This window comes from Streptomyces sp. NPDC058239 (genome assembly GCF_042882185.1).
Lineage (GTDB): Bacteria > Actinomycetota > Actinomycetes > Streptomycetales > Streptomycetaceae > Streptomyces.
The window spans coordinates 112,876-133,627 of sequence record NZ_JBHVWS010000007.1 but is presented as its reverse complement, the minus strand read 5'-3'; the positions used below and the strand labels follow the sequence as shown (position 1 = coordinate 133,627).

At 71.3% G+C, this 20,752-nt stretch carries 22 protein-coding genes; 9 read left to right on the top strand and 13 right to left on the bottom strand.

Annotation, left to right across the window (positions count from 1 at the left end):
- Positions 1-91: 91 nt before the first annotated feature.
- Positions 92-1,072 (bottom strand): tetratricopeptide repeat protein, encoded by a 981-nt coding sequence (locus ACFVYE_RS11760; protein ID WP_383968095.1) that lies wholly within the window; start codon positions 1,070-1,072, stop codon positions 92-94.
- A 317-nt stretch (positions 1,073-1,389) separates the two neighbouring features.
- On the opposite strand from ACFVYE_RS11760, the gene ACFVYE_RS11755 reads away from it, so the two are divergent.
- The gene (locus ACFVYE_RS11755) at positions 1,390-2,016 is read left to right on the top strand and encodes a TetR/AcrR family transcriptional regulator (protein WP_389605228.1); all 627 of its coding nucleotides are present in this window, start codon (positions 1,390-1,392) and stop codon (positions 2,014-2,016) included.
- A gap of 40 nt (positions 2,017-2,056) precedes the next feature.
- On the opposite strand, the gene ACFVYE_RS11750 is transcribed toward ACFVYE_RS11755, so the two are convergent.
- Positions 2,057-3,055 (bottom strand): SDR family NAD(P)-dependent oxidoreductase, encoded by a 999-nt coding sequence (locus ACFVYE_RS11750; protein ID WP_383968101.1) that lies wholly within the window; start codon positions 3,053-3,055, stop codon positions 2,057-2,059.
- A complete protein-coding gene (locus ACFVYE_RS11745; protein WP_383968104.1) occupies positions 3,052-4,200 on the bottom strand; it encodes a glycosyltransferase in 1,149 nt (382 codons plus the stop codon). The genes ACFVYE_RS11750 and ACFVYE_RS11745 overlap by 4 nt, the downstream gene beginning before the upstream one ends.
- Positions 4,201-4,264: 64 nt before the next feature.
- Here ACFVYE_RS11745 and ACFVYE_RS11740 point away from each other — a divergent pair, with 64 nt between their 5' ends.
- Together ACFVYE_RS11740 and ACFVYE_RS11735 are read left to right on the top strand one after the other, a co-directional pair.
- Positions 4,265-4,942 carry a response regulator transcription factor gene (locus ACFVYE_RS11740; protein WP_389605225.1) on the top strand — a complete coding sequence of 226 codons (678 nt, stop codon included), beginning with the start codon at positions 4,265-4,267 and terminating at the stop codon, positions 4,940-4,942.
- The gene (locus ACFVYE_RS11735; RefSeq protein ID WP_389605223.1) at positions 4,939-6,366 is read left to right on the top strand and encodes a sensor histidine kinase; all 1,428 of its coding nucleotides are present in this window, start codon (positions 4,939-4,941) and stop codon (positions 6,364-6,366) included. The genes ACFVYE_RS11740 and ACFVYE_RS11735 overlap by 4 nt, the downstream gene beginning before the upstream one ends.
- 129 nt (positions 6,367-6,495) lie before the next feature.
- Here the strand turns inward: ACFVYE_RS11735 and ACFVYE_RS11730 are convergent, their stop codons facing one another.
- The 5 genes from ACFVYE_RS11730 to ACFVYE_RS11710 all read right to left on the bottom strand — a co-directional run bounded on the left by ACFVYE_RS11730 (position 6,496) and on the right by ACFVYE_RS11710 (position 10,796).
- Positions 6,496-6,639 carry a hypothetical protein gene (locus tag ACFVYE_RS11730; protein ID WP_383968110.1) on the bottom strand — a complete coding sequence of 48 codons (144 nt, stop codon included), beginning with the start codon at positions 6,637-6,639 and terminating at the stop codon, positions 6,496-6,498.
- A gap of 91 nt (positions 6,640-6,730) precedes the next feature.
- Complete coding sequence (locus tag ACFVYE_RS11725) at positions 6,731-8,431, bottom strand: methylmalonyl-CoA mutase (RefSeq protein ID WP_383968113.1); 1,701 nt, start codon at positions 8,429-8,431, stop codon at positions 6,731-6,733.
- Positions 8,432-8,538: 107 nt separating this feature from the next.
- The gene (locus tag ACFVYE_RS11720) at positions 8,539-8,871 is read right to left on the bottom strand and encodes a DUF3817 domain-containing protein (protein ID WP_383968117.1); all 333 of its coding nucleotides are present in this window, start codon (positions 8,869-8,871) and stop codon (positions 8,539-8,541) included.
- Positions 8,872-8,935: 64 nt separating this feature from the next.
- Positions 8,936-9,445 (bottom strand): MarR family winged helix-turn-helix transcriptional regulator, encoded by a 510-nt coding sequence (locus ACFVYE_RS11715; RefSeq protein ID WP_383968120.1) that lies wholly within the window; start codon positions 9,443-9,445, stop codon positions 8,936-8,938.
- Between the two features lie 10 nt (positions 9,446-9,455).
- Positions 9,456-10,796 carry an MFS transporter gene (locus ACFVYE_RS11710; protein ID WP_389605220.1) on the bottom strand — a complete coding sequence of 447 codons (1,341 nt, stop codon included), beginning with the start codon at positions 10,794-10,796 and terminating at the stop codon, positions 9,456-9,458.
- Positions 10,797-10,873: 77 nt separating this feature from the next.
- Between ACFVYE_RS11710 and ACFVYE_RS11705 the strand changes: the two genes are divergently transcribed.
- Positions 10,874-11,872: a DUF5937 family protein gene (locus ACFVYE_RS11705; RefSeq protein ID WP_389605218.1), complete on the top strand. Its 999-nt coding sequence runs from the start codon at positions 10,874-10,876 to the stop codon at positions 11,870-11,872.
- Between the two features lie 59 nt (positions 11,873-11,931).
- On the opposite strand, the gene ACFVYE_RS11700 is transcribed toward ACFVYE_RS11705, so the two are convergent.
- Both ACFVYE_RS11700 and ACFVYE_RS11695 read right to left on the bottom strand, forming a co-directional pair.
- A complete protein-coding gene (locus tag ACFVYE_RS11700) occupies positions 11,932-12,225 on the bottom strand; it encodes an MTH1187 family thiamine-binding protein (RefSeq protein WP_389605216.1) in 294 nt (97 codons plus the stop codon).
- Positions 12,222-12,572 carry a DUF3817 domain-containing protein gene (locus tag ACFVYE_RS11695; RefSeq protein WP_093898564.1) on the bottom strand — a complete coding sequence of 117 codons (351 nt, stop codon included), beginning with the start codon at positions 12,570-12,572 and terminating at the stop codon, positions 12,222-12,224. The genes ACFVYE_RS11700 and ACFVYE_RS11695 overlap by 4 nt, the downstream gene beginning before the upstream one ends.
- A gap of 305 nt (positions 12,573-12,877) precedes the next feature.
- Here ACFVYE_RS11695 and ACFVYE_RS11690 point away from each other — a divergent pair, with 305 nt between their 5' ends.
- From ACFVYE_RS11690 to ACFVYE_RS11675, 4 genes are all read left to right on the top strand, one after another.
- On the top strand, positions 12,878-13,510 hold the full coding sequence (locus ACFVYE_RS11690; RefSeq protein WP_383968183.1) for an AIM24 family protein: 633 nt from the start codon (positions 12,878-12,880) through the stop codon (positions 13,508-13,510).
- Positions 13,510-14,160 carry an AIM24 family protein gene (locus ACFVYE_RS11685; protein WP_383968131.1) on the top strand — a complete coding sequence of 217 codons (651 nt, stop codon included), beginning with the start codon at positions 13,510-13,512 and terminating at the stop codon, positions 14,158-14,160. Before ACFVYE_RS11690 ends, ACFVYE_RS11685 begins: the two co-directional genes overlap by 1 nt.
- Positions 14,157-14,921: an AIM24 family protein gene (locus ACFVYE_RS11680; RefSeq protein ID WP_093898561.1), complete on the top strand. Its 765-nt coding sequence runs from the start codon at positions 14,157-14,159 to the stop codon at positions 14,919-14,921. Before ACFVYE_RS11685 ends, ACFVYE_RS11680 begins: the two co-directional genes overlap by 4 nt.
- A gap of 126 nt (positions 14,922-15,047) precedes the next feature.
- On the top strand, positions 15,048-15,524 hold the full coding sequence (locus tag ACFVYE_RS11675) for a MarR family winged helix-turn-helix transcriptional regulator (protein ID WP_383968134.1): 477 nt from the start codon (positions 15,048-15,050) through the stop codon (positions 15,522-15,524).
- A gap of 21 nt (positions 15,525-15,545) precedes the next feature.
- On the opposite strand, the gene ACFVYE_RS11670 is transcribed toward ACFVYE_RS11675, so the two are convergent.
- Both ACFVYE_RS11670 and ACFVYE_RS11665 read right to left on the bottom strand, forming a co-directional pair.
- The gene (locus tag ACFVYE_RS11670) at positions 15,546-17,015 is read right to left on the bottom strand and encodes a sensor histidine kinase (protein ID WP_389605213.1); all 1,470 of its coding nucleotides are present in this window, start codon (positions 17,013-17,015) and stop codon (positions 15,546-15,548) included.
- Positions 17,012-17,674 carry a response regulator transcription factor gene (locus tag ACFVYE_RS11665; RefSeq protein WP_383968139.1) on the bottom strand — a complete coding sequence of 221 codons (663 nt, stop codon included), beginning with the start codon at positions 17,672-17,674 and terminating at the stop codon, positions 17,012-17,014. Before ACFVYE_RS11665 ends, ACFVYE_RS11670 begins: the two co-directional genes overlap by 4 nt.
- Positions 17,675-17,793: 119 nt before the next feature.
- On the opposite strand from ACFVYE_RS11665, the gene ACFVYE_RS11660 reads away from it, so the two are divergent.
- Entirely contained in the window at positions 17,794-18,414 is a 621-nt protein-coding gene (locus tag ACFVYE_RS11660; protein WP_389605211.1) for a PepSY domain-containing protein, read from the top strand.
- 21 nt (positions 18,415-18,435) lie between these two features.
- Here the strand turns inward: ACFVYE_RS11660 and ACFVYE_RS11655 are convergent, their stop codons facing one another.
- The gene (locus ACFVYE_RS11655) at positions 18,436-20,736 is read right to left on the bottom strand and encodes a protein kinase (RefSeq protein WP_383968145.1); all 2,301 of its coding nucleotides are present in this window, start codon (positions 20,734-20,736) and stop codon (positions 18,436-18,438) included.
- Positions 20,737-20,752: the final 16 nt, after the last annotated feature.

The following is a 20,752-nucleotide window of genomic DNA, read 5'->3' as shown; positions in this document are numbered from 1 at the left end:
CCCCTGAGCGCCCCCCGCGGCCCGCAACCCACCCCCCCCCCCCCCACCCGCCCCCGGCCCCCGGGGGGGCCCCCACGGCCGCGTTGTCACATCAGAACAAGACCCGCGCCAGCGCCGTACGCGCGGCGCCGACCCGCGGATCGTCGGGGCCGATCACCTCGAACAGTTCCAGCAGCCGCACCCGCGCCGCGTCCCGGTCGTCGCCGAAAGTACGGCGCACCGTCTCGACGAGCCGCCCGAAGGCGTCCTCGACATGACCGCCGACCAGATCCAGATCGGCGGCCGCGAGCTGCGCCGTGACATCGGCCGGGCTCTCCGCCGCGTCCTTGCGGATCTGCTGCGGGTCCATGTCCTTGACCCGGGCGAGCAGTTCGGCCTGGGCGAGACCGAGCTTGGCCTCCGTGTTGGCCGGGTCGTCGGACAGGACGTTCTTGTATGCCTGGACGGCACCGGCGAAGTCGCTGGCGTCCAGGGCCTGTACGGCCGCTTCGAGCAGGGCGTCATACGGCCCGGCGGGCTCCTCGACAGGAGCCTCGCCGGCTCCCTCGGCGGCGGCCGCGTCCTGGTCGATCACGATTCCGGTGAGCCCGAACCGCTCCTCGCCGACCTGGATCAGCTGGTCGAGCGTCTGCCGGATCTGGGCCTCGGGAGCCGCGCCCTGGAAGAGCGGGAGGGCCTGCCCGGCGACGACGGCGAAGACCGCCGGGATGCCCTGGATGCCGAACTGCTGCATCAGCATCTGGTTGGCGTCGACATCGACCTTGGCCAGCACGAAGCGGCCGTTGTACTCATGGGCCAGGCGCTCCAGGAGCGGCCCCAACTGCTTGCACGGCTCGCACCACTCGGCCCAGAAGTCAATGACGACCGGGACCTCGGCGGAGCGCTGGAGGACGTCGTTCTCGAAGCCCGCCTCATCGACATCGATCACCAGGGCGGACGGTGGCACGGCACCGCCACCACCCTGCCGGGCGGCCTCGGCGCGGGCCTGCTCCGCCTTCACCTTGGCCTCGCCGGCCGCCTTCACCGCGGCGAGGTCGACGACGCCGCTCATGGACATGTTCCTAGGCTGCATACGTACATCCTCCCCCCTTGGCACGCCGATACGGAAAGCGATACTGGAACCGCACCCGTCCGCGGTCCCCGCCGGTGTGCGGGGGGCACGGACAGACACGGTCCGAGGGCCCCTGAAAGACCCGTTTCGGCGCCGGGTCCCCACCCGGTGCCTGTGGCTGTCGTTCGGTCGTGGCGTCACGACGGCATGACCATCGTCTTTACGCTACGGGTCGTAGCGTAACTTCCCGGCACCCCTCGCGCACAGGTGCATTCGGTGATCTGTCTCACGGCGAACGCGACCGGTCGGTTCTACTTACTGACCGGTATGGTCGCGGGATGCTGAGCCACAGCCACCCCAAACCCCTTCGAACGGGACGTCCGCGCAGCGCCGCGGCCGATGAAGCGATCCTGGAGGCCACCAGAGCCTCTCTGGTCGACCTCGGCTGGTCGAAGCTGACGATGAGTGACGTGGCGACGCGCGCCGGGGTCGCCAAGACGACCCTGTACCGGCGGTGGGCGGGCAAGAACGAGCTGGTCGTGGACGCCGTCGCGGTCCTGTTCGACGAGCTGGAACTGCCCGATCTGGGCAGCCTGTCGGCCGATGTGCAGGCGGTGGTGCTGCAGTTCGCCGCACTGCTGGAGCGGCCGGAGACCCAGACGGCGCTGATGGCTGTGGTCGCGGAGTCGACCCGCGACGAGGCGCTGCGGGCGCGGATCAGGTCGGCCATCGTCGACCGGCAGAAGCGTCTGGTGCTCCTCGGGCGGGAACGGGCGCAGGCCCGCGGCGAGCTGCCGTACGAGAAAAGCCCCGAGTCGGCAGCCCGCAACGCGGACCTGATCTTCGATGTGATCGCCGGTGCGGTCGTGCACCGGACGCTGGTGAGTGCGGAGCCGGTGGACGCGACGTGGGCACGCAGCTTCACCTCGCTGCTGCTGCTGGGGCTCGGCGGCGTGGAGACCTGACAGCCGCGGCGTCCTGCCGGCCGTTGCCCGATGGGGGCACTCAGACCTGGTAACGCTCCGCGGCAAAGAGGTGGATGTGGTCGGCGACCCACTGCGAGGTCCGCCGCAGCCCTTCCGTGAGCGAGACCTGCGGCTCCCAGCCCGCCCACTCGCGCGCCCGGCTGTTGTCGGACAGCAGGCGCTCCACCTCGCTGCCGACGGGCCGCAGCCGCACGGGGTCGACGACCACCCTCGCCTCCCGCCCGGAGGCGGCTATCAGCGCGGTCGCGAGGTCGCCGACGGAGATCTCCCGTCCGGTCCCGAGGTTGACGGACTCGCCGAGCGCCCGGTCGCACTCCGCCAGCGCCAGGAATCCGGCCGCGGTGTCCGTGACATAGGTGAAGTCGCGCGTCGGCGTCAGCGATCCGAGCCTGATCTCCGTTGCTCCGGCGTGCAGTTGGGCAAGAATTGTCGGGATGACGGCGCGTGCGGACTGCCGCGGACCATAGGTGTTGAACGGCCGGACCACCGTCACCGGCAGCTCGAAGGCGTGCCAGTGGGACAGGGCCATCATGTCGGCGCCGATCTTCGACGCGGAGTACGGCGACTGCGGCTGGAGCGGGTGGCTCTCGTCGATCGGAGCGGTCAGCGCGGTCCCGTACACCTCACTCGTGGAGGTGTGGAGCAGGCGGCGGACGGCATGGCGGCGGCAGGCCTCGGCGACGTTCTCGGTACCGACGACGTTCGTCTGGACGTACGCACCCGGTGAGTCGTAGCTGTACGGGATGCCGATGAGGGCTGCGAGGTGGAAGACGGTGTCGCAGCCGGCCACGGCGTCCATCACCCGGCCCGCGTCGCGGACGTCGCCCGCGATCATCTCGACGGGGCTGTGCGGGTCGTTGAGATAGCGGGCGAGGAAGCCCTTCTCGGCGTAGGGCTTGTAGTGCACCATCGCGCGGACCTTCGCGCCGCGCTCCACCAGCAGGTCGACGAGGGTCGAGCCGATGAAGCCTTCGGCGCCGGTGACAAGGACGGTACGGCCGTGCCAGTTGATGCTCATGAGCTGAACTCCCTTACGGGGACGGAGGTGGCGAGGCGGATGACCTTCGCGGCAAGCAGGTCTGCGGCGTGGGCGTGGGTGCCCGGGTCGGCGGCGCGGCCCATCACGGCGAGCCGGGCCGGGTCCGCGAGCAGTGGATCGACCAGGGCTGCGAGCCGGTCGGCGGTGGTCTCGGCGTCCGGGACCAGGTACGCGGCTCCCGCGTCCGCGAGCACCCGTGCGTTGTGCGTCTGGTGGTCACCGGGCGCGTGCGGGTAGGGCACAAGGACGGCCGGCACGCCTGTGGTGGCCAGTTCGGCGACGGTCGCCGAGCCCGCCCGGCAGACGACCAGGTCGGCGACGGCGTACGCGAGGTCCATCCGGTCGAGGTAGGGAACCGCACGGGCGACCTCTCCGACGCCCGCGTCGGACAGCCGCTGCCGGGTCGCCTCCAGCGCCGCCGGGCCGGTCTTGATGAGCAGATGGACGTCGCGGCGGTGCCGCCAGCGGGCGGCCAGCCCGATGGCGGCCTCGGTGAGCCGGGCCGCGCCCAGACTGCCGCCGTTGAACAGCACCACGCGAGCGCCGTCGGGTATCGCGAAGGCCTGCCGGGCCTCGTCCCGCAGCGCGCTCCGGTCCAGGGCGGCGAGCCGGTCGGAGACCGGCATGCCGACGGTCTCGGCGTCCTCGCCCCCGGACAACTGGGCGCGGCTGCGGTCGAAGGCGACCGTGACGTGCGGAGTGAGCCGGGCGGCGAACTGGTTGGCCCGGCCCGGGACGGCATTGGACTCGTGGATCACGCTCGGCAGTCCGGCCATCCGCGCGCCGAGGATGACGGGCGCGCTCGGGTAGCCGCCCATGCCGACGGCGACCTGGGCGCGCTGGGTGCGAAGGAGGGTCCGGCACTGGGCGCCGGATCTGAGCAGGGCGGCGGGCAGCAGATAGCGCCTGGCGCCCAGCGCCGGGTCGAACGGGATCATGTCGACGGTGTGCAGCGGGTAGCCGGCGCCCGGGACGAGGGTGGTCTCCAGGCCCCGCTCGGTGCCGACGAACGAGATGACCGCGTCCGGTTCGGCCCGGCGCAGTGCTTCGGCGAGCGCGAGCCCGGGGTAGATATGGCCGCCGGTGCCGCCCGCACCGATCACGACGGAGAGTGGTGTGCGCATGGCGGCCACCCTGCTGAGGTGGCTTAAGAAGGTTCTAAGAGTTCGGTTTGGCAGTCTTTACGGCATGACCAGGATCTTGGTAGTCGACGACGAGCCGGAAGTCAGGGCCGCCGTCGAGGACGGCCTCGCCATCGAGGGGTACGAGGTGCGGGGGGTCGGCGACGGCCTCGCCGCGCTGTCGGCGGTGTCGGCATGGCAGCCGGACGCGCTCGTCCTCGACGTGATGATGCCGGTCCTGGACGGGCTGGCCGTCTGCCGTCGGCTGCGGGCGATGGGCGACCGCACGCCGGTGCTCGTGCTCACCGCACGGGACTCGGTGAGCGAGCGGGTGGACGGCCTGGACGCGGGGGCCGACGACTACCTCGTGAAGCCGTTCGCGCTGGACGAGCTGGTGGCGCGGGTCCGGGCGCTGCTGCGGCGGGCCGCACCGGCGCCCTCGGACGAGGAGCTGTCCTTCGCGGATCTGACGCTGGACCCGGCGACGCGCAGCGGTCGCCGGGCGGGACGGCCGCTGGAGTTCAGCCGCACAGAGTTCGCCCTGCTCGAACTGTTGCTCCGCCATCCCGGGCAGGTGCTGCCCCGCGAGCTGATCCTGGAGCGGGTCTGGGGCCGCGACTTCGGACCGGACTCCAACTCACTCGCGGTGTATGTCGGCTATCTGCGCCGGAAGCTGGAGGCGGGCGGCGAGCCGCGGCTGGTACACACCGTGCACGGCCTGGGCTACCGGCTGGACGTGGCGTGAGCGGGGTGCGCCGGCTGGGCGCACGCTGGCGGCGCCGCCGTCCACTGCGGACCAGACTCGCGACGGCGGCCTCGGCCGCGGTGGCGCTCGTCGCGCTCGGGGTGTGCGCGGCGGCGTTCGTGGTGATCCGGTACGAGCTGTTCCACCAGCTGGATCTGAGTCTCACCCAGTCCGCGACCCGGACCGTGCAGGCGGAGCGGGACAGCGGGCCGGACGTACTGGCGGGCGAGTGCCGCTATCTGTCGTCCCCGGCGTGCGCCCAGATCGTTCCGGCGTCGGCCTCGGACGATCCCGCCGAGCCATATCTGCTCCCGGTCTCCGCGGCGGTCCGGGAGGTCGCGGCGGGCGAACGAGCCCCGTACGTCAGCAACATCACCCTCTTCGGCCGCCCGATGCGCATGCTGACGACGCCGCTCGGGAAGGGCCGGGCGCTTCAGGTGGCGCTGCGCTCGGATCCGGTGGAGAAGGGGGTCCGGCAGGCGGCCTGGCTGCTGGCGGCGGTCGGCGGGGCGGGCGTCCTGGTGGCGGGCGGGCTCGGCTACTGGGTCTCGCGGACCGGCCTGGCCCCCGTCTCCCGGCTCACCGCGACCGCGGAGCGCATCGCCGCGACCCGAGACCCGCGCCACCGTATCGAGCTGCCGTCGGGCCCGCCGGGCCGACAGGACGAGGTCACGCGGCTCGCCGCCAGCTTCAACACGATGCTCGGCGAACTGGAGCAGTCGGTCACCGCCCAGCGCCGCCTGGTCGCCGACGCCTCGCACGAGCTGCGGACGCCGCTCACCGCGCTGCGCACCAACGCGGAACTGCTGTCCCGGGCCGACCGCCTGACCGACGCCCAGCGAGACCGGGCGTCCGCCGCGCTGGGGCGCCAGATCCGTGAGGTCACCGGTCTGGTGAACGACCTGATCGAGCTGGCCAGGGACGAGGAGCCCCGGCCGCTGCTGGAGCAGGTGCGCATCGCGCCGCTGACCGAGCACACGGTCGGGGCGGCGGCCGCGCACTGGCCGTCGACCCCGTTCCCGCTGCACATCGACGGGGAGGCAGCGCGCGCGGTGCGTCCCGGGGTACCGGCCCGGCTCACCCGGCTGCTGACCAACCTGCTGGACAACGCGGCGAAGTTCAGCCCGCCCGGAGCCCCGGTCGAGGTCGGCCTTCAGGCCCTGGCGGACGGCCTGGAGCTGACGGTCCGGGACCATGGGCCGGGGATCGCCCCGGAGGATCTCCCGTACGTCTTCGACCGGTTCTACCGCGCCGATGCGGCCCGCGCGCTGCCGGGCTCGGGGCTCGGCCTGGCGATGGCCCGTCAGATCGCCCGCGCGCACGGCGCGGACCTCACGGCCGAGACCGCGCCGGGCGGCGGGGCGCTGTTCCGGCTGACGTTCGGTCCGGTGCCGCCGGCCGGGGCACACCCGGTCGGCGAGTGAGACTGCGCGGTACGGGGCCGGAGGGACTCAGGTCCCTGCTGGCGGATCGGACCGGGCCACGCGGGCGGGGCAGGATCGCGAGCCGCGCCCCCGGACGCATCCGGGCCCTGGTGGAGAGCTTCGCCGCCGTCACGTCCGCCCGAGCGGGCCGAAGGTGTCCTGCACCCTCGGTGCCGGTGCCGGTGCGGCGCTCACCGCGGCGGATCCACTGACCAGCGGTGTTCCCAGTACGGCGAGTGCGGCGCCCGTGGCCTCGGTGATTCTCCCGGACATGCGCTCGATGTCCCTCCAGGAGGTGGTGCGGGTATCGCGGCTGCGGCTACCCGGCCCCCTGGAGGTGACACCTGTCGGTGCCGCTGGTTCGTCAGAAGCCGGGCGGCTCCGTGTAGGTGCCCCACTCGTCGCGCAGAACCCCGCAGATCTCACCGAGCGTCGCCTCGGCCCGTACCGCGTCGAGCATCGGCCCGATCATGTTGGAGCCGTCGCGGGCGGCGGCCAGCATCGCGTCCAGCGCCGACTTGACCCGCGCGTCGTCGCGGGCGTCCTTGCGGCTGCCGAGCACCCGGACCTGCTCGCGCTCGACCTCGTGGCTGACCCGCAGGATCTCCAGGTCGCCGGTGACCGAGCCGTGGTGGACGTTGACGCCGACGACGCGCTTGTCGCCCTTCTCCAGCGACTGCTGGTACTGGAAGGCGGACTCGGCGATCTCGCCGGTGAACCAGCCGTCCTCGATGCCGCGCAGGATGCCGGAGGTGATGGGCCCGATGGGGTGCTGCCCGTCCGGGTGGGCCCGGGTGCCGCGTTCCTTGATCTGGTCGAAGATCTTCTCGGCGTCGGCCTCGATCCGGTCGGTGAGCTGCTCGACGTACCAGGAACCGCCCAGCGGGTCGGCCACATTGGCGACGCCGGTCTCCTCCATCAGCACCTGCTGGGTGCGCAGCGCGATCTCGGCGGCCTGCGCGGAGGGGAGCGCGAGGGTCTCGTCGAGGGCGTTGGTGTGCAGCGAGTTGGTGCCGCCGAGGACCGCGGAGAGCGCCTCGACCGCCGTCCGTACGACGTTGTTGTACGGCTGCTGGGCGGTGAGCGAGACACCGGCGGTCTGGGTGTGGAAGCGGAGCCACTGCGCCTTGTCCGTCCTGGCGCCGTACGTCTCCTTCATCCAGCGGGCCCAGATGCGGCGGGCCGCGCGGAACTTGGCGATCTCCTCGAAGAAGTCGAGGTGTGCGTCGAAGAAGAAGGAGAGACCGGGCGCGAAGGTGTCGACGTCCAGCCCGCGGGAGAGGCCGAGCTCCACGTAACCGAAGCCGTCGGCGAGGGTGTACGCGAGCTCCTGCGCGGCCGTCGCCCCGGCCTCGCGGATGTGGTAGCCGGAGACGGAGAGCGGCTTGTAGGCGGGGATGTCGCGGGCGCAGTGCTCCATCAGGTCGCCGATGAGGCGCAGATGGGGCTCGGGCTGGAAGAGCCACTCCTTCTGCGCGATGTACTCCTTGAAGATGTCGGTCTGGAGCGTGCCGTTGAGCACGCCCGGGTCGACGCCCTGGCGCTCGGCGGCGACCAGATACATGCAGAAGACGGGGACGGCGGGTCCGCTGATCGTCATGGACGTCGTGACGTCGCCGAGCGGGATGTCCTTGAAGAGGATCTCCATGTCGGCGGCGGAGTCGATGGCCACGCCGCAGTGCCCGACCTCGCCGAGCGAGCGGGGGTCGTCGGAGTCGCGGCCCATCAGTGTCGGCATGTCGAAGGCGACGCTGAGCCCGCCGCCGCCCGCGGCCAGGATCATCTTGTAGCGCTCGTTGGTCTGCTCGGCGTTGCCGAAGCCGGCGAACTGGCGGATGGTCCAGGTCCGGCCGCGGTAGCCGGTCGGGTAGAGCCCCCGGGTGAAGGGGTACTCGCCGGGCCAGCCGATCCGCTCGAATCCCTCGTACGTGTCCCCGGGGCGGGGACCGTACGCGGGTTCCACGGGATCCCCGGAGAGTGTGGTGAAGTCCGCGTCACGCTTGCGGGCCTTGTCGTAACGGGCCTGCCAGCGGCGGCGGCCTTCCTCGATCGCGTCAGCGTCCATACCATCGAATTTACTAGGACGTCCTAGTAAATGTCGATGGCAAACCGCCCGGTGCTTTGCACGGGGCGGTTCGGGTGGTGCGGGGCGGGCCGGGCCCGCCGGGCGGCTCAGACCTTGACGGCGGCGGGAGAACCGTCGGCGACCAGCGGCTCGACCTCGCGGACGACCTTGCGCTCGACGAAGAACGCGGCCGTCGGGATGGTGCCGGAGATCAGCACCCAGAGCAGTTTGCCCACCGGCCACTTCGCCTTGGAGCCCAGATCGAAGGCGAAGACGAGGTAGATGATGTAGAGCACGCCATGGATCTGGGAGACGACGAGGGTCAGATCCTCGCCCGTCTCGAAGCCGTACTTGAAGACCATGCAGGTGCAGAGCACCAGCAACATGACTGCGGTGACGTAGGCCATCACCCGGTACCGGGTCAGCACACTGCGTTTCATGGCATCGAGCGTAACCGGACACCCGGGGCGATCTTGCAGCGGGCCGGACCCTCGAAATGTCGTCCTATGCCTCTTCGAAATCCTTGGCCGCGATCCGCAGTGGCCGCAGCATGGCGAAGATCTCCGCGCACTCCTCGGCGTCGTACACCCCGAGTCCGAACTCCATGTCGACCAGGTCCTCGGTGGCGGCCTCGACGACCTCACGGCCCTTGTCGGTGATGGAGGCGAGGGTTCCGCGGCCGTCGTTCGGGTTGGGGCGCTTGGCGACCAGGCCGGAGCGCACCAGCCGGTCCACCGTGTTCGTGACGGATGTGGGGTGGACCATGAGCCGCTCACCGATCTTGGACATCGGCAGCTCACCGGCCTTGGAGAAGGTGAGCAGCACCAGAGCCTCGTACCGCGCGAAGGTCAGGCCGTACGGTTTGACGACCGCGTCGACCTCGGCGAGCAGGATCTGCTGCGCGCGCATGATCGAGGTGATCGCCCCCATCGAGGGCACCGGGCCCCAGCGCTGCTGCCAGAGTTCGTCGGCGCGGGCGATGGGATCGAAGGGGAGACTGAGCGGCTTCGGCACGGCACCGACCTTACCCACTGGTCATATGCCGGTCAGCCCCGTCTCGAACTTCGGTCCGAATGCGGTCGGCGGGTGCTGCTCTCCTGACTTCCAGGACGAGCAGCAGCACGCAGAGAGTGCCGGTCGCTCCGGCTCCGGCGATCACCTGATGTACGGGGAGGAATTCCGCGGCGAGCCCGGCGAGGGCCATGCCGACGCCCTGGAGCGTCATCAGTCCGGCGGTGAGCAGGGTCATGGCCCGGCCGCGCAGCGCTTGCGGTACGGCGGCGACGAGCCACTGGTCGAGGCCGATGACGTACGCCGAACCCACCCCGACCAGCGCCAGCGCCAGCACGGTCGCGACCATGCCGGGACGGAATCCGTACACCACCAGGGGCAGCATTCCCGCGGCGGCGGCCGGGAGCACGACCAGGGAGCGCAGGCGGGGGGTCAGCGCGGTGCCCACGTACAGTTCGGCGGCGATCTGCCCCACCGGCATCGCGCACATCAGGAGTCCGAGCGCGACCGGCCCCACCCCGATCTCGTCCGCGTACGGCGCGGCGAGCGCCTCCGGTGCGACGACGAACATCGGGGGCAGCCAGAACAGCAGCATCAGCCCGCGGATCCGGCGGTCGGCAAGGACGGTACGGGCTCCGGCGAGCGACTCCTTGAGCAGGGCGCCACCGCCGTCCCCGTCGGACCTGGCCGGCCGGTCACGGGTGCCGAAGCGGAGCAGGGCCGCCGAGCAGAGGAAGGTCACTGCGGTGATCGTGATCGCGCCGCGCGGGGACAGCGCGGCGAGCAGCACACCGCCCACACCGAAGCCGGCGAGCAGCGCACTCTGCGAGACGATCCGGAGCAGCGAGCGGCCGAGTACGTAGAGATCGCCCTCGCCCAGGATGTCGGCGAGCGCGGCCATCCGGGTCCCTGTGAAGACGGGTGACACGGCGGCGACCACACAGCGCAGCGCGAGGAGTCCGCCGACCGGGGTGCCCGGCAGCACCATCACGGTGACGCAGCCCGCGCAGATGAGATCGCAGATGACGAGGACCCGGCGGGCGGGATACCGGTCGGCGACCCCCGCGAAGAGCGTGCCTCCGACGAGATACGGCAGTAAGCCGAGCGCGAAGGTGAGGGCGCTGAGCAGGGGCGAGCCGGTGAGGCCGTACACGAGGACGGTGAGGGCGAGCTCGCTGACGATGACGCCGAGCAGGGAGAGCAGATGGGCGATGAAGACCGCCCTGAACTCCCGCACGGCGAAGACGGGACCGTAGCCACGGGAGGTGGGAATGTCGGGGGAGGCGGGTTCCTCCCGGTGCGGGGCCTGCGCGTCGCGGGGAGGCTCCGCCGGGGTTTCGGTGTCTGACGGCATGGACGCAGCCTGCGGGGCCGCAGCGGCTCTCCGTAGACTTTCGGCACACGCCGAAACTCCGCGAGCAGGGGCCGCGCATGCCGTTCCATCTGCATCTCGACGAGAGCGACCTGCTCCGCTGCCGGTTCGCGCTCTCGCCGCTCGGGGAGACCCAGGCCGCCGTCCGTGTGCTGGCCCAGCCCGAGCGGCACGGGTATCACCTGCCGTGGCTCCGGCTGATCCGGGACGCGGCCGCCGGGCTCGATCTCGGGCCGTTGTGGCTGCTGATGGCGCGGCGCGGGCACAGTCCTGATTTCTTCAGCCCCCCGCCGCCCGGGCCGGTCACCACCTTCGAGGAGGAGATCGCGGGCGTGCGGTCCGTCGATCCCGAACTCGCCCGCCAGGACCTCGCGCTGGCACTGGCGGACCGGCCGGAGGTGCTGCACTCCCCCACCGGGCAGGCGATGCTCGCCGATCCGGCCCGGACCGCCCGGAACCTGGCCGACCTGCTGGAGCAGGCCTGGCGGGTGCTGATCGAGCCGCACTGGCCGAGGCTGCGCGCCCTGCTGGAGGCCGACATCGCCTACCACTCGCGGCGGCTCGCCGCGGTCGGCTTCGAGCGCTTGCTGGGTGAGCTGAGCCCCCAGCTGAGCTGGTCGGAGTCGACGCTCACCATCGTCGGGACGCGCGGTCGGCACACCCGGGTGCTCGGCGGGCAGGGGCTCGTCCTGACACCCAGCGTCTTCTGCTGGCCGGACGCGGTCAGCGGCTTCGAACCGCCGTGGCAGCCGGCGATCATCTATCCGGCGCGCGGGATCGGCGGGCTGTGGACGGAGCCCGCCGACCGCACCCCGCAGGTGCTCGCGCGGCTGCTCGGCCGGGGCCGGGCCGATGTCCTGTGCGCGCTCGACGAACCGGCCGGGACGAGCGCCCTCGCGCACCGGCTGGGCCTCGCGCTCTCCTCCGTGTCGGAGCATCTGTCGGTGCTGCGCGCGGCGGGGCTGCTCACTTCGCGGCGGTACGGCCATCAGGTGCTGTACGAGCGGACGCCGCTCGGGATCGCCCTCGCCGTGCCGGAGCACCGCGCGCAGGAGTGAGACGAGCCCCCGGCCGGGTGGGGCCAGGGGCTCGTCGGGTCACGGAAACGGACGGGGCGTCAGTCCGCGAGGTACCGCTCGACCGTCTCGACCTTGGAGGTCAGGCCGTCGGTGACACCGGGGCGGATGTCGGCCTTCAGCACGAGGGAGACGCGTCCGGCACGGGCCTCGACGGCGGCGACGGCCCGCTTGACGACGCCCATGACCTCGTCCCACTCACCCTCGATGGAGGTGAACATGGCGTCCGTGCGGTTGGGCAGCCCGGACTCGCGGACGACCCGGACGGCGTCGGCGACGTACTCGCCGACGTCCTCACCGACACCCAGCGGACTGACCGAGAACGCGACGATCATGCGCTGACCACGCCTTCCCGGCGGGCGCGGGCGGCGATGACGCCGTCGGCCTCGTAGCGCTTGAGCACCTTGTCGCCGTAGAGCCCGCCGAACGGCAGCAGCGCGAGCAGGAAGAAGAACGCGACGCGCTTCAGCGGCCACTTGGTCTTGGACCAGACGTCGAGCAGCAGGACGGCGTAGATCACGAAGAGCACACCGTGGATGATGCCGAGCGGCATCATCAGGAAGTCGATGTCGGAGACCCGGCTGAGAATCGAGCCAAAGATGATCAGCGCAGGGAAGGAGAGCGCCTCGGGAATCGAGATGAGGCGCAGCCGGTGCAGGGCGGTAGCGGTCTTGATGTCCACGAGGGCACCTTCGGTGGGAGGATCGTGACAGCTTGTGAATACAGGCACAAGCGCAACCCATTGTGGCATCGGTACGGGCCGCGCTCGGTGCCGGGGCCCGTATGTGTCCGGTCACGTGCCACCGCATGTATCCGGTCACGTGCCGCCGCCGGGCCCCGGTCCGTTCCGTCGTCGCCCCGTACGGGATACGTCCCGATTGCGTACAGGTCCCGTACCGGATGCGTATCAGGGGCGGTTCAGGGTGCCGGTTCCTTCCCGGGGCCCTGTCCCGGCCGGGGTCCTGCCGATACCGTCGCTCCGTGGCAATGTTCCGACTCCAAGGCAGCAGAACGCTCGCCGTCGACCTGGCCGGCGACGCCGTCAAGGCGAAGAACGGCTCGATGGTCGCGTACGACGGCCGGATGACGTTCAAGAAGATGACCGGCGGCGGCGACGGCCTGCGCGGCATGGTGACCCGCCGGCTGACCGGCGAGCAGATGACCGTGATGGAGGTGACCGGGCAGGGCACCTGTTACTTCGCCGACCGCGCGAGCGAGATCAGCCTCGTCTCGCTGCACGGCGACAAGCTCTGTGTCGAGGCGAGCAATCTGCTCTGCACCGACGCCGGGCTGCGCACCGGAACCACCTTCACCGGCCTGCGCGGCGGGGCGACGGGCAACGGCCTGTTCACCACCACCGTCGAGGGCACCGGGCAGGTGGCGATCATGTCGGACGGTTCGGCCGTGGCACTGCGGGTCTCGGCCCAGTACCCGCTGTTCGTCGACCCCGGCGCCTACATCGCGCATCAGGGCAATCTGCAACAGCACTTCCAGTCCGGGGTGAACTTCCGGACGCTGATGGGCGAGGGCTCGGGCGAGTCCTTCCAGATCCGGTTCGAGGGCGAGGGACTCGTCTACGTGCAGCCGAGCGAGCGGAACACCATCGGAGGCGATGTCTGATGCCGTTCCGTGAGATCAACTCGAAAATGGTCGAGGCGACGGTGCTCCCCGGCCAGAAGATGTACAGCCAGCGCGGCGCGATGCTCGCCTACCGCGGCGAGGTGTCGTTCACGCCGAACATCCAGGGCGGCCAGGGGGGCGTCATGTCGATGATCGGCCGCCGGGTGGCCAATGAGACGACGCCGCTGATGACGGTCGAGGGCAGCGGCACGGTGATGTTCGGCCACGGGGGCCATCACATCCAGGTGATCAACCTGGCCGGCGACACCCTCTACGTGGAGGCCGATCGGCTGCTCGCCTTCGACGGGACGCTGCAGCAGGGCACGATGTTCATGGGTTCGCAGGGCGGAGTGATGGGCATGGTGCGCGGCCAGGTGACCGGGCAGGGCCTGTTCACCACCACTCTCAAGGGTCATGGCGCGGTCGCGGTGATGGCCCACGGCGGGGTGATCGAGCTGCCGATCACCCCGGGCCGCGAGGTGCACGTGGACCCGCAGGCGTACGTCGCCCACCACGGCGACGTACGCAACAAGCTCTCCACCGCGCTCGGCTGGCGCGACATGGTGGGGCGCGGCTCCGGCGAGGCGTTCCAGCTGGAGCTGAGCGGCAGTGGCGCGGTGTACGTCCAGGCCTCGGAGGAGAAGCTGTGAGCACGCCCGTGGTCTTCGACCCGATGACGCTGCCGTCGGACGACAACGTCAACTCGTACACCTTCTGCGTGGAGCTCAAGGGGAGCCAGTGGTTCCTGCAGAAGGGCAAGATGATCGCCTATTACGGACGGATCGAGTTCAACGGCATCGGCCACGGCCGCTTCGAGCGGCTGATCCGTACGAGCTTCCACTCGCCGCTGCACGCGAGCGACTGGGTGGTGGCCGAAGGCAGCGGCAAGATGCTCCTCGCCGACCGCGCCTTCGATGTGAACTCGTACGACCTGGAGGACGGGAATCTGACGATCCGGTCCGGCAACCTCCTCGCGTACCAGCCGACCCTGGCACTCAAGCAGTCCATCGTGCCGGGCTTTCTGACACTGATCGGTACGGGAAAGTTCGTGGCCGCGTCCAACGGTCCGGTGGTCTTCATGGAGCCGCCGCTGCGGGTCGATCCGCAGGCGCTGGTGGGCTGGGCGGACTGCCCCTCGCCGTGCCACCACTACGACCACGGCTATATGACGGGCGTGATGGGCGGGCTCAGGTCGCTGACCGGGATCGGCGGGACGTCGGGCGAGGAGCACCAGTTCGAGTTCGTCGGGGCGGGTACGGTGCTGCTCCAGTCGACCGAGATCCTGATGCCCGAGCAGCCGACGGGGGCGACGCCGGCGCAGGCCGGCGTGCCGGGTGGTGCGGGTCAACCTGGCTCCGCACCCCGTCTGCCCGGTCAGCTCGGGGACCTCCAACGCCGCTTCGGTTTGTGAACGGTAGTCTGCGGAGTGTGACGTCGAACGTCTGCACCCCGCACCCGAGCCCGTCTCCGGGCGAGTGCCGGGCGTCACACTCCCCCACCTTCGTCCGGCTTTCAACTTCTTAGGTAGAATCCATATATGGAGACCGAGACGGCCACTCGCTGGCTGAACGACGCGGAGCAGTGCGCCTGGCGCACCCACCTGGACGTCAGCAGGCTGCTGATGCACCAGCTGGAGAAGGACCTCCAGCCGTTCGGCCTGACCAACAACGACTACGAGATCCTGGTCAACCTCTCGGAGTCGGACGACCAGCGCATGCGGATGAGCGACCTCGCCGCCGCGACGCTGCAGTCCAAGAGCAGGCTCTCGCACCAGATCACCCGCATGGAGAACGCGGGACTGGTCCGCAGGGAGAACTGCGAGTCGGACCGGCGCGGACTGTTCGCGGTCCTCACCGATGAGGGCGCGGAGATGATGCGGAAGGTGGCGCCGCACCACGTGGCGTCGGTGCGCAAGCACTTCATGGACCTGCTGACGCCGGAGGCACTGACGGACCTGCACGCGGCCCTGGCACCGGTCGCGGACCACCTGCGGGGGCGCCGCGGCAAGGTGTGACCCGCGGGGCGGGGGCGGTGTTCAACCGGCGCTCGGCAGCCACAGCTCGAACCGCGCGCCGCCCTCCGGCGCACCGTCCACCGTCAGCCGGCCGCCGTGCCGGGCCGCGACGTCACGGGCGATGGCCAGGCCTAGACCGGCGCCGCCCTCGTCCCGCGTACGGGCGTCGTCGAGGCGTACGAAACGTTCGAAGATCCGCTCGCGCTCGTCAGGTGGCACCCCCGTCCCGTCGTCGGTGACCGCGACGACCACGCCGCCCCGCTGCGCACGCAGCGAGACCACCACCGTGCGCTCCGCATGACGCTCGGCATTGTCCAGCAGATTGCCGATCACCCGCGCCAACTGCCCACGCGAACCGGCCACTTCGAACGCACCGGATTCCGGCACGGACACCGCCACCGGAATCCGGTCGCCGGTGCGCTGCGAGACCTCCTCATGGACCAGCGCGCCCAGGTCCAGCGTCGTACGGCCCGGCCGCTCCCCCGCGTCCAGCCGGGCCAGCAGCAGCAGATCGGCCGCCAGCGCCTGCAGTCGTACGGTGTCGGCGACCGCGCCCGGCACGTCCAGCAGCTCCGGATGCGCGGCGCCCACCTCCAGCTGGGTGCGCAGGGAGGCGATCGGGCTGCGCAGTTCGTGCGAGGCGTCCGCCACGAAGCGCCGCTGCCGGTCCACCGATGCCTCAAGGGCCGTCAGGGTCTCGTTGGTGGTACGGGCCAGCCGGGCGATCTCGTCGCGCGAACCGGGCTCCGGCACCCGTCGGCTCAGATCCTCGGACGCGGTGATCGCGGCCATCTCGCGCCGGATTCCCTCGACCGGGCGCAGTGCCCGCCGGGTCACCAGCCAGGTGACCCCGGCGACGACGAGCAGCAGCACCGGCAGCCCGATCAGCATCGCCCTGCGCACCGTGCCCACGGCCTCCTGCTCGGCGGCCAGCGGGGCGCCCGCGTGGACGGTCAGGGTCACCCCGGCCGATGTGGTCGCCCGCACGGACGCGAAGCGGTAGTCGGCTGTGTCCCCGTCGACGGTGGCGGTGCCGTTGCTGAAGTCCGGGTCACCGGCGTCGACTTCACCGCGGCCGGGGATGCTGCGACCGCCGTGGTCGTCGCCGTCGTCGTCATCGTGTCCGTCGTCGTCGCTTCCGTCTCCGCCGGAACCGGTGGAGCTTTCCGCGGCCGGTGACGGGACCGGCTCGACCTGTTCCGTACCGGTGCCGGAGATCGCCTCCAGGTCCTTGGAGACGGCCACCACGCGCCCGTCCTCGTCGGTCACCTGGACCGGATGGTCCTCCTCCTTGCGCATCTCCAGCCGGTCGTACGGCACATCGAGGGCCAGTTGCCCGGCCACCTCACGGGCCGCCACCTCGGCCTGCAGCCCCGCCTGGTCGGTGAGGTTGGCGCGCAGGACGAGGAGTACGGCGAGCCCGGCGCCGACCAGCGCAACCGCGACCACGACCGTGGCACCGAGTGCGGCCCTGGCCCGTACCGATCTCACAGCGCCTCCAGCCGGTATCCGGCGCCGCGCACCGTACGGATGGCGGCCGCGCCGAGCTTGCGCCGCAGCGCACTGACGTACACCTCGACGATGTTCGGGTCGCCGTCGTAGGCGAAATCCCAGACGTGTTCCAGGATGTCCGCCTTGCTCACCACCTGCCCGGACCGCAGCGCAAGCTGTTCCAGCACCGCGAACTCCTTGGTGGTGAGGGTGATTTCGGCCGGACCGAGGTGCACCCGACGTGCGGCGGTGTCCATGCGCAAGGAGCCGACGGTGACCACCGGCGAGCCGGAGCCGCCGCCCCGGCGCCGCAGCAGCGCCCGGATCCTGGCTACCAGAACGACGTACGAGAACGGCTTGGTCAGGTAGTCGTCGGCCCCCGTGTCGAGGCCCTCCGCCTCGTCGTACTCCCCGTCCTTCGCCGTCAGCATCAGGATCGGCATCTCATGGCCGGCGGCGCGCAGGGCGGCACAGACCCGGTAGCCGTTCATCCCGGGCAGCATGATGTCGAGGACGACGAGGTCGTACACCCCCTCGGCGGCCCGGTGCAGTCCTTCGAGACCGTCGTGCACGACATCCACGGCGAAGCCCTCGGCGGTGAGTCCCCCGGCCAGGGACATCGCCAGCCGCTTCTCGTCCTCCACGATCAACAGGCGCATACGCACAGGGTCGCAAACCGAACCTGAAGACGGCTTCAGGTGGCTTCAGGCTGCGTTCAGCATCACCCCGGCAGTGTGGGCCGTGTCGAAACCGGCCACCCGATCAGGGAGGAACCCTCATGAAGCGCAAGATCGCCATTGCCGCCGTCACCGCGGCCGTGCTCGTCGGCGGCGGAGCCGCCACGGCCGTCGCCTTCACGGACGACGACAGCCACGACCGCACCACCAGGAGCAGCGCGGCAAGCGGCAGCACCGCCCGCGTCGACGTCGGGGACGCGACCGCGGCCGCCGTCGGGGCCGTCCCGGGCACGGTCACCGAGGCCGAGCTGGACGACGAGGACGGCGGGCCGGTCTGGGAGCTCGATGTGTTCGGCTCCGACAAGGTCTGGCACGACGTGACGGTGGACGCGGGCAACGGAAAGGTGCTCGGCAAGCACGTCTCCGACGACAACGACGACGATCGCGACCGGCATGCGCCCAGGTCGGCCCCCGTCTCGCTGGACGCGGCGGTCGACGCCGCGCTCAAGGCGACGCCCGGGACCGTGATGTCGATCGAACTGGACGACAGCGACGGCCGGAGCGGCGGGGCGCTGCACTGGGAGGTCGACGTCCGGGGCAAGGACGGCAAGCAGCACGAGCTGAACGTCGACGCCAGGACGGCCGAGGTCACGGCGGACCGGTCGGACGACGGCCATGACCGTCATGACGACGACCACGGGGACGACCGGGACGACGGCTGACGGCGCCTTCCCGGCGGACCGTCAGGGCGCGTAGAGGGAGATGACCGTCCCGTCGCCGAAGCTCAGGAACACCGCGTCGCCCAGACCGACGAACGAGATCGACGCCGGGTCGAGCGGGTCTCCTGGCTCGCCGGGCCACCCGGCGGGCAGGCGCGAACCCGTGTCGTCCGCCTCCCCTGTGGAAGCCATGGCGAAGGCGTTGATCCCGTACCCGCCCACGACAACGGCATTGTCACCGGCCACGGCCACCCGGCCCGCGACATCCAGCCCCTCGCCACCGTCGTACGTCGCCCAGTACTGCCTCCCGTCGGCCAGGCCGAACGCGTACACCCGTGTCCGGCTGCTCACCACGACCTTGCCGTCATGTGACACGGCGGGCCGGTAGGCGATGTCCACCCCCGCGGCGATCGACCGTCGGTTCTGCGGGGCCGTCACGTCGACGACCGTCAGGCCGTTCGAATCCGAGCAGAGGAGTTCCTTGCCCTTCAGGACGGGCGTACGGCAGGTGATGTCACCGGCCCCGATGTCCCCCAGCCGGGTGCCGTCGCCGCTCTTCAGGATGGTGATGCCGTCGCCGACCGCGACGAGCCGGCCCTCGGCGAGGAGCAGTTCGGCTTCGGGGGCCGGGTCGTCCCACGGCTTGTCCCACTTGCGGGAGTGCTTGCCGGTGAGTTGGTGGGCAAGGATGCGGTCCGCACCCGTGCCGGTGGCCCTCGTGGCGTAGTACAGAACTCCGCCCGACTGGACGGAGTCGGCCACCCGAGTGCCGCCGGGCAGCGGCTCCCGCCACTTCTCCGCACCGTCGGCCAGACCGAGCGCCACCAGGGCACCGTCCTCGAAGGCGTACACGGTGGTGCCGAGGACCGCGGCCACCGATGCGGGGCCGGCGGCCGTCTTTCCCGGCGGTGTCTGCCACTTGCGCCTGCCGTTCGCGGCGTCCAGCACGGTGATGCGCTGCGGGCCGCCGCAGACCAAGGACGCACCCGCGAGTACACACTCCACCGGACCGTCCGCGATCTTGGCCTTCCATGTCTTCCAGCCCGCCGGTTTCCTGGAGGCGTCCGCGGCGGCGGCACCGAAATCCCCTGTACGGCCGGCGTCGGCGTCGGGCACGACGGCGGGTCCTGCCTCGGTCCGCACGGAGTCCGCGGCCGAGGCGGTCGGTCGCGCGCCACCGCCCGCGTTGTCATCGCCGTCGCCCTTGAAGAGCCCCGGCAGCAGCACCGCCCCCAAGACCACGCACACCGCCGTGGCCGCTGCCGCCGGCCCGATCCACAGTCCCTTGTTGCCCTTGCTGTCGCCGGGCACGGACACGGGCACGACGGGCGTCGGGGCGAGGGCGGGCCCGCCGGGGTGCGGGGCGCCGGACGGGACCGGCGGTGCGGCAGCCGACGGCGCAGCCGCCTCCACGACGGCGCGCGCCCCCGCCGCGTGCGCGGCGAGCTGCCCGCGTACCGCTTCGGTCCAGGGGAACGGTCCACCGGCCACCGCGCCCGCGCGGTCTCCCGGCAGCAGCATGCCGGCCAGTTGTTGAGGGGTCGGCCGGACAGCGGCGTCGCTGCGCAGACATTCCTCGATCACCGCACGCAACCGCGGTGGCACACCGGACAGTTCGGCCTCGCCCCGGGCGATCCGGAAGATCACGGCGGCCATGTCGGAGTCGTCGAACGGTCCCCGCCCGGTCGCCGCGAAGGCGAGCACCGCACCGAGGCAGAAGATGTCCGACGCCGGTACGAGTGACCGTGAGCCGTTGACGTGCTCGGGCGAGATGTAGCCGGGGCTGCCCACGACCACCCCGGTCCGGGTCAGTTGGGTGGCGTCGAAGGCCTGGGCGATCCCGAAGTCGATCACCTTCGGCCCATCGGCGCCGAGCAGCACGTTGCCCGGCTTGAGGTCGCGGTGGAGTACGCGTACCGCGTGCATGTCGGCGAGCGCGCGGGCGAGACCGGCGCCCATCTCGCGCACCACCTGCTCGGGCATCGGCCCGCCGCGGATCACCGCCTCGGCGAGCGAAGGGCCGGGGACGTACTCGGTCGCCAGCCAGGGCAACCGGCCGCTCGCATCGCCACCGACGAGAGCCGCGGTGTGCGGACTGCGCACGGCGCCCGCCGCGTCGATCTCGCGCCGGAAGCGGATCCGGAAGCCGTCGTCGAGGTCGAGATCGGCGCGCACGGTCTTCAGCGCGACCAGCCCTCCGAGCGGGTCCGGCCCACCGGCGGGCCGGGCCAGATACACCTCGCCCATGCCGCCCGCTCCCAGCAGTCCGAGCAGCTGGTAGGGGCCGATCAGCCGGGCACGGCCGGGCGGAAGCGGCTCGATCACTGTGCGGCTCCTCTGC

Excerpts from the sequence above, each read along its gene's own strand:
- ACFVYE_RS11720 (WP_383968117.1), bottom strand. The coding sequence starts at position 8,871 with ATGAAACGCAGTGTGCTGACCCGGTACCGGGTGATGGCCTACGTCACC.
- ACFVYE_RS11750 (WP_383968101.1), bottom strand. The coding sequence starts at position 3,055 with ATGAGCATCAACTGGCACGGCCGTACCGTCCTTGTCACCGGCGCCGAA.
- ACFVYE_RS11675 (WP_383968134.1), top strand. The coding sequence starts at position 15,048 with ATGGAGACCGAGACGGCCACTCGCTGGCTGAACGACGCGGAGCAGTGC.
- ACFVYE_RS11690 (WP_383968183.1), top strand. The coding sequence starts at position 12,878 with ATGTTCCGACTCCAAGGCAGCAGAACGCTCGCCGTCGACCTGGCCGGC.
- ACFVYE_RS11725 (WP_383968113.1), bottom strand. The coding sequence starts at position 8,431 with ATGGACGCTGACGCGATCGAGGAAGGCCGCCGCCGCTGGCAGGCCCGT.
- ACFVYE_RS11705 (WP_389605218.1), top strand. The coding sequence starts at position 10,874 with ATGCCGTTCCATCTGCATCTCGACGAGAGCGACCTGCTCCGCTGCCGG.
- ACFVYE_RS11710 (WP_389605220.1), bottom strand. The coding sequence starts at position 10,796 with ATGCCGTCAGACACCGAAACCCCGGCGGAGCCTCCCCGCGACGCGCAG.
- ACFVYE_RS11755 (WP_389605228.1), top strand. The coding sequence starts at position 1,390 with ATGCTGAGCCACAGCCACCCCAAACCCCTTCGAACGGGACGTCCGCGC.
- ACFVYE_RS11660 (WP_389605211.1), top strand. The coding sequence starts at position 17,794 with ATGAAGCGCAAGATCGCCATTGCCGCCGTCACCGCGGCCGTGCTCGTC.
- ACFVYE_RS11740 (WP_389605225.1), top strand. The coding sequence starts at position 4,265 with ATGACCAGGATCTTGGTAGTCGACGACGAGCCGGAAGTCAGGGCCGCC.
- ACFVYE_RS11700 (WP_389605216.1), bottom strand. The coding sequence starts at position 12,225 with ATGATCGTCGCGTTCTCGGTCAGTCCGCTGGGTGTCGGTGAGGACGTC.
- ACFVYE_RS11685 (WP_383968131.1), top strand. The coding sequence starts at position 13,510 with ATGCCGTTCCGTGAGATCAACTCGAAAATGGTCGAGGCGACGGTGCTC.
- ACFVYE_RS11760 (WP_383968095.1), bottom strand. The coding sequence starts at position 1,072 with ATGCAGCCTAGGAACATGTCCATGAGCGGCGTCGTCGACCTCGCCGCG.
- ACFVYE_RS11745 (WP_383968104.1), bottom strand. The coding sequence starts at position 4,200 with ATGCGCACACCACTCTCCGTCGTGATCGGTGCGGGCGGCACCGGCGGC.
- ACFVYE_RS11665 (WP_383968139.1), bottom strand. The coding sequence starts at position 17,674 with ATGCGCCTGTTGATCGTGGAGGACGAGAAGCGGCTGGCGATGTCCCTG.
- ACFVYE_RS11730 (WP_383968110.1), bottom strand. The coding sequence starts at position 6,639 with ATGTCCGGGAGAATCACCGAGGCCACGGGCGCCGCACTCGCCGTACTG.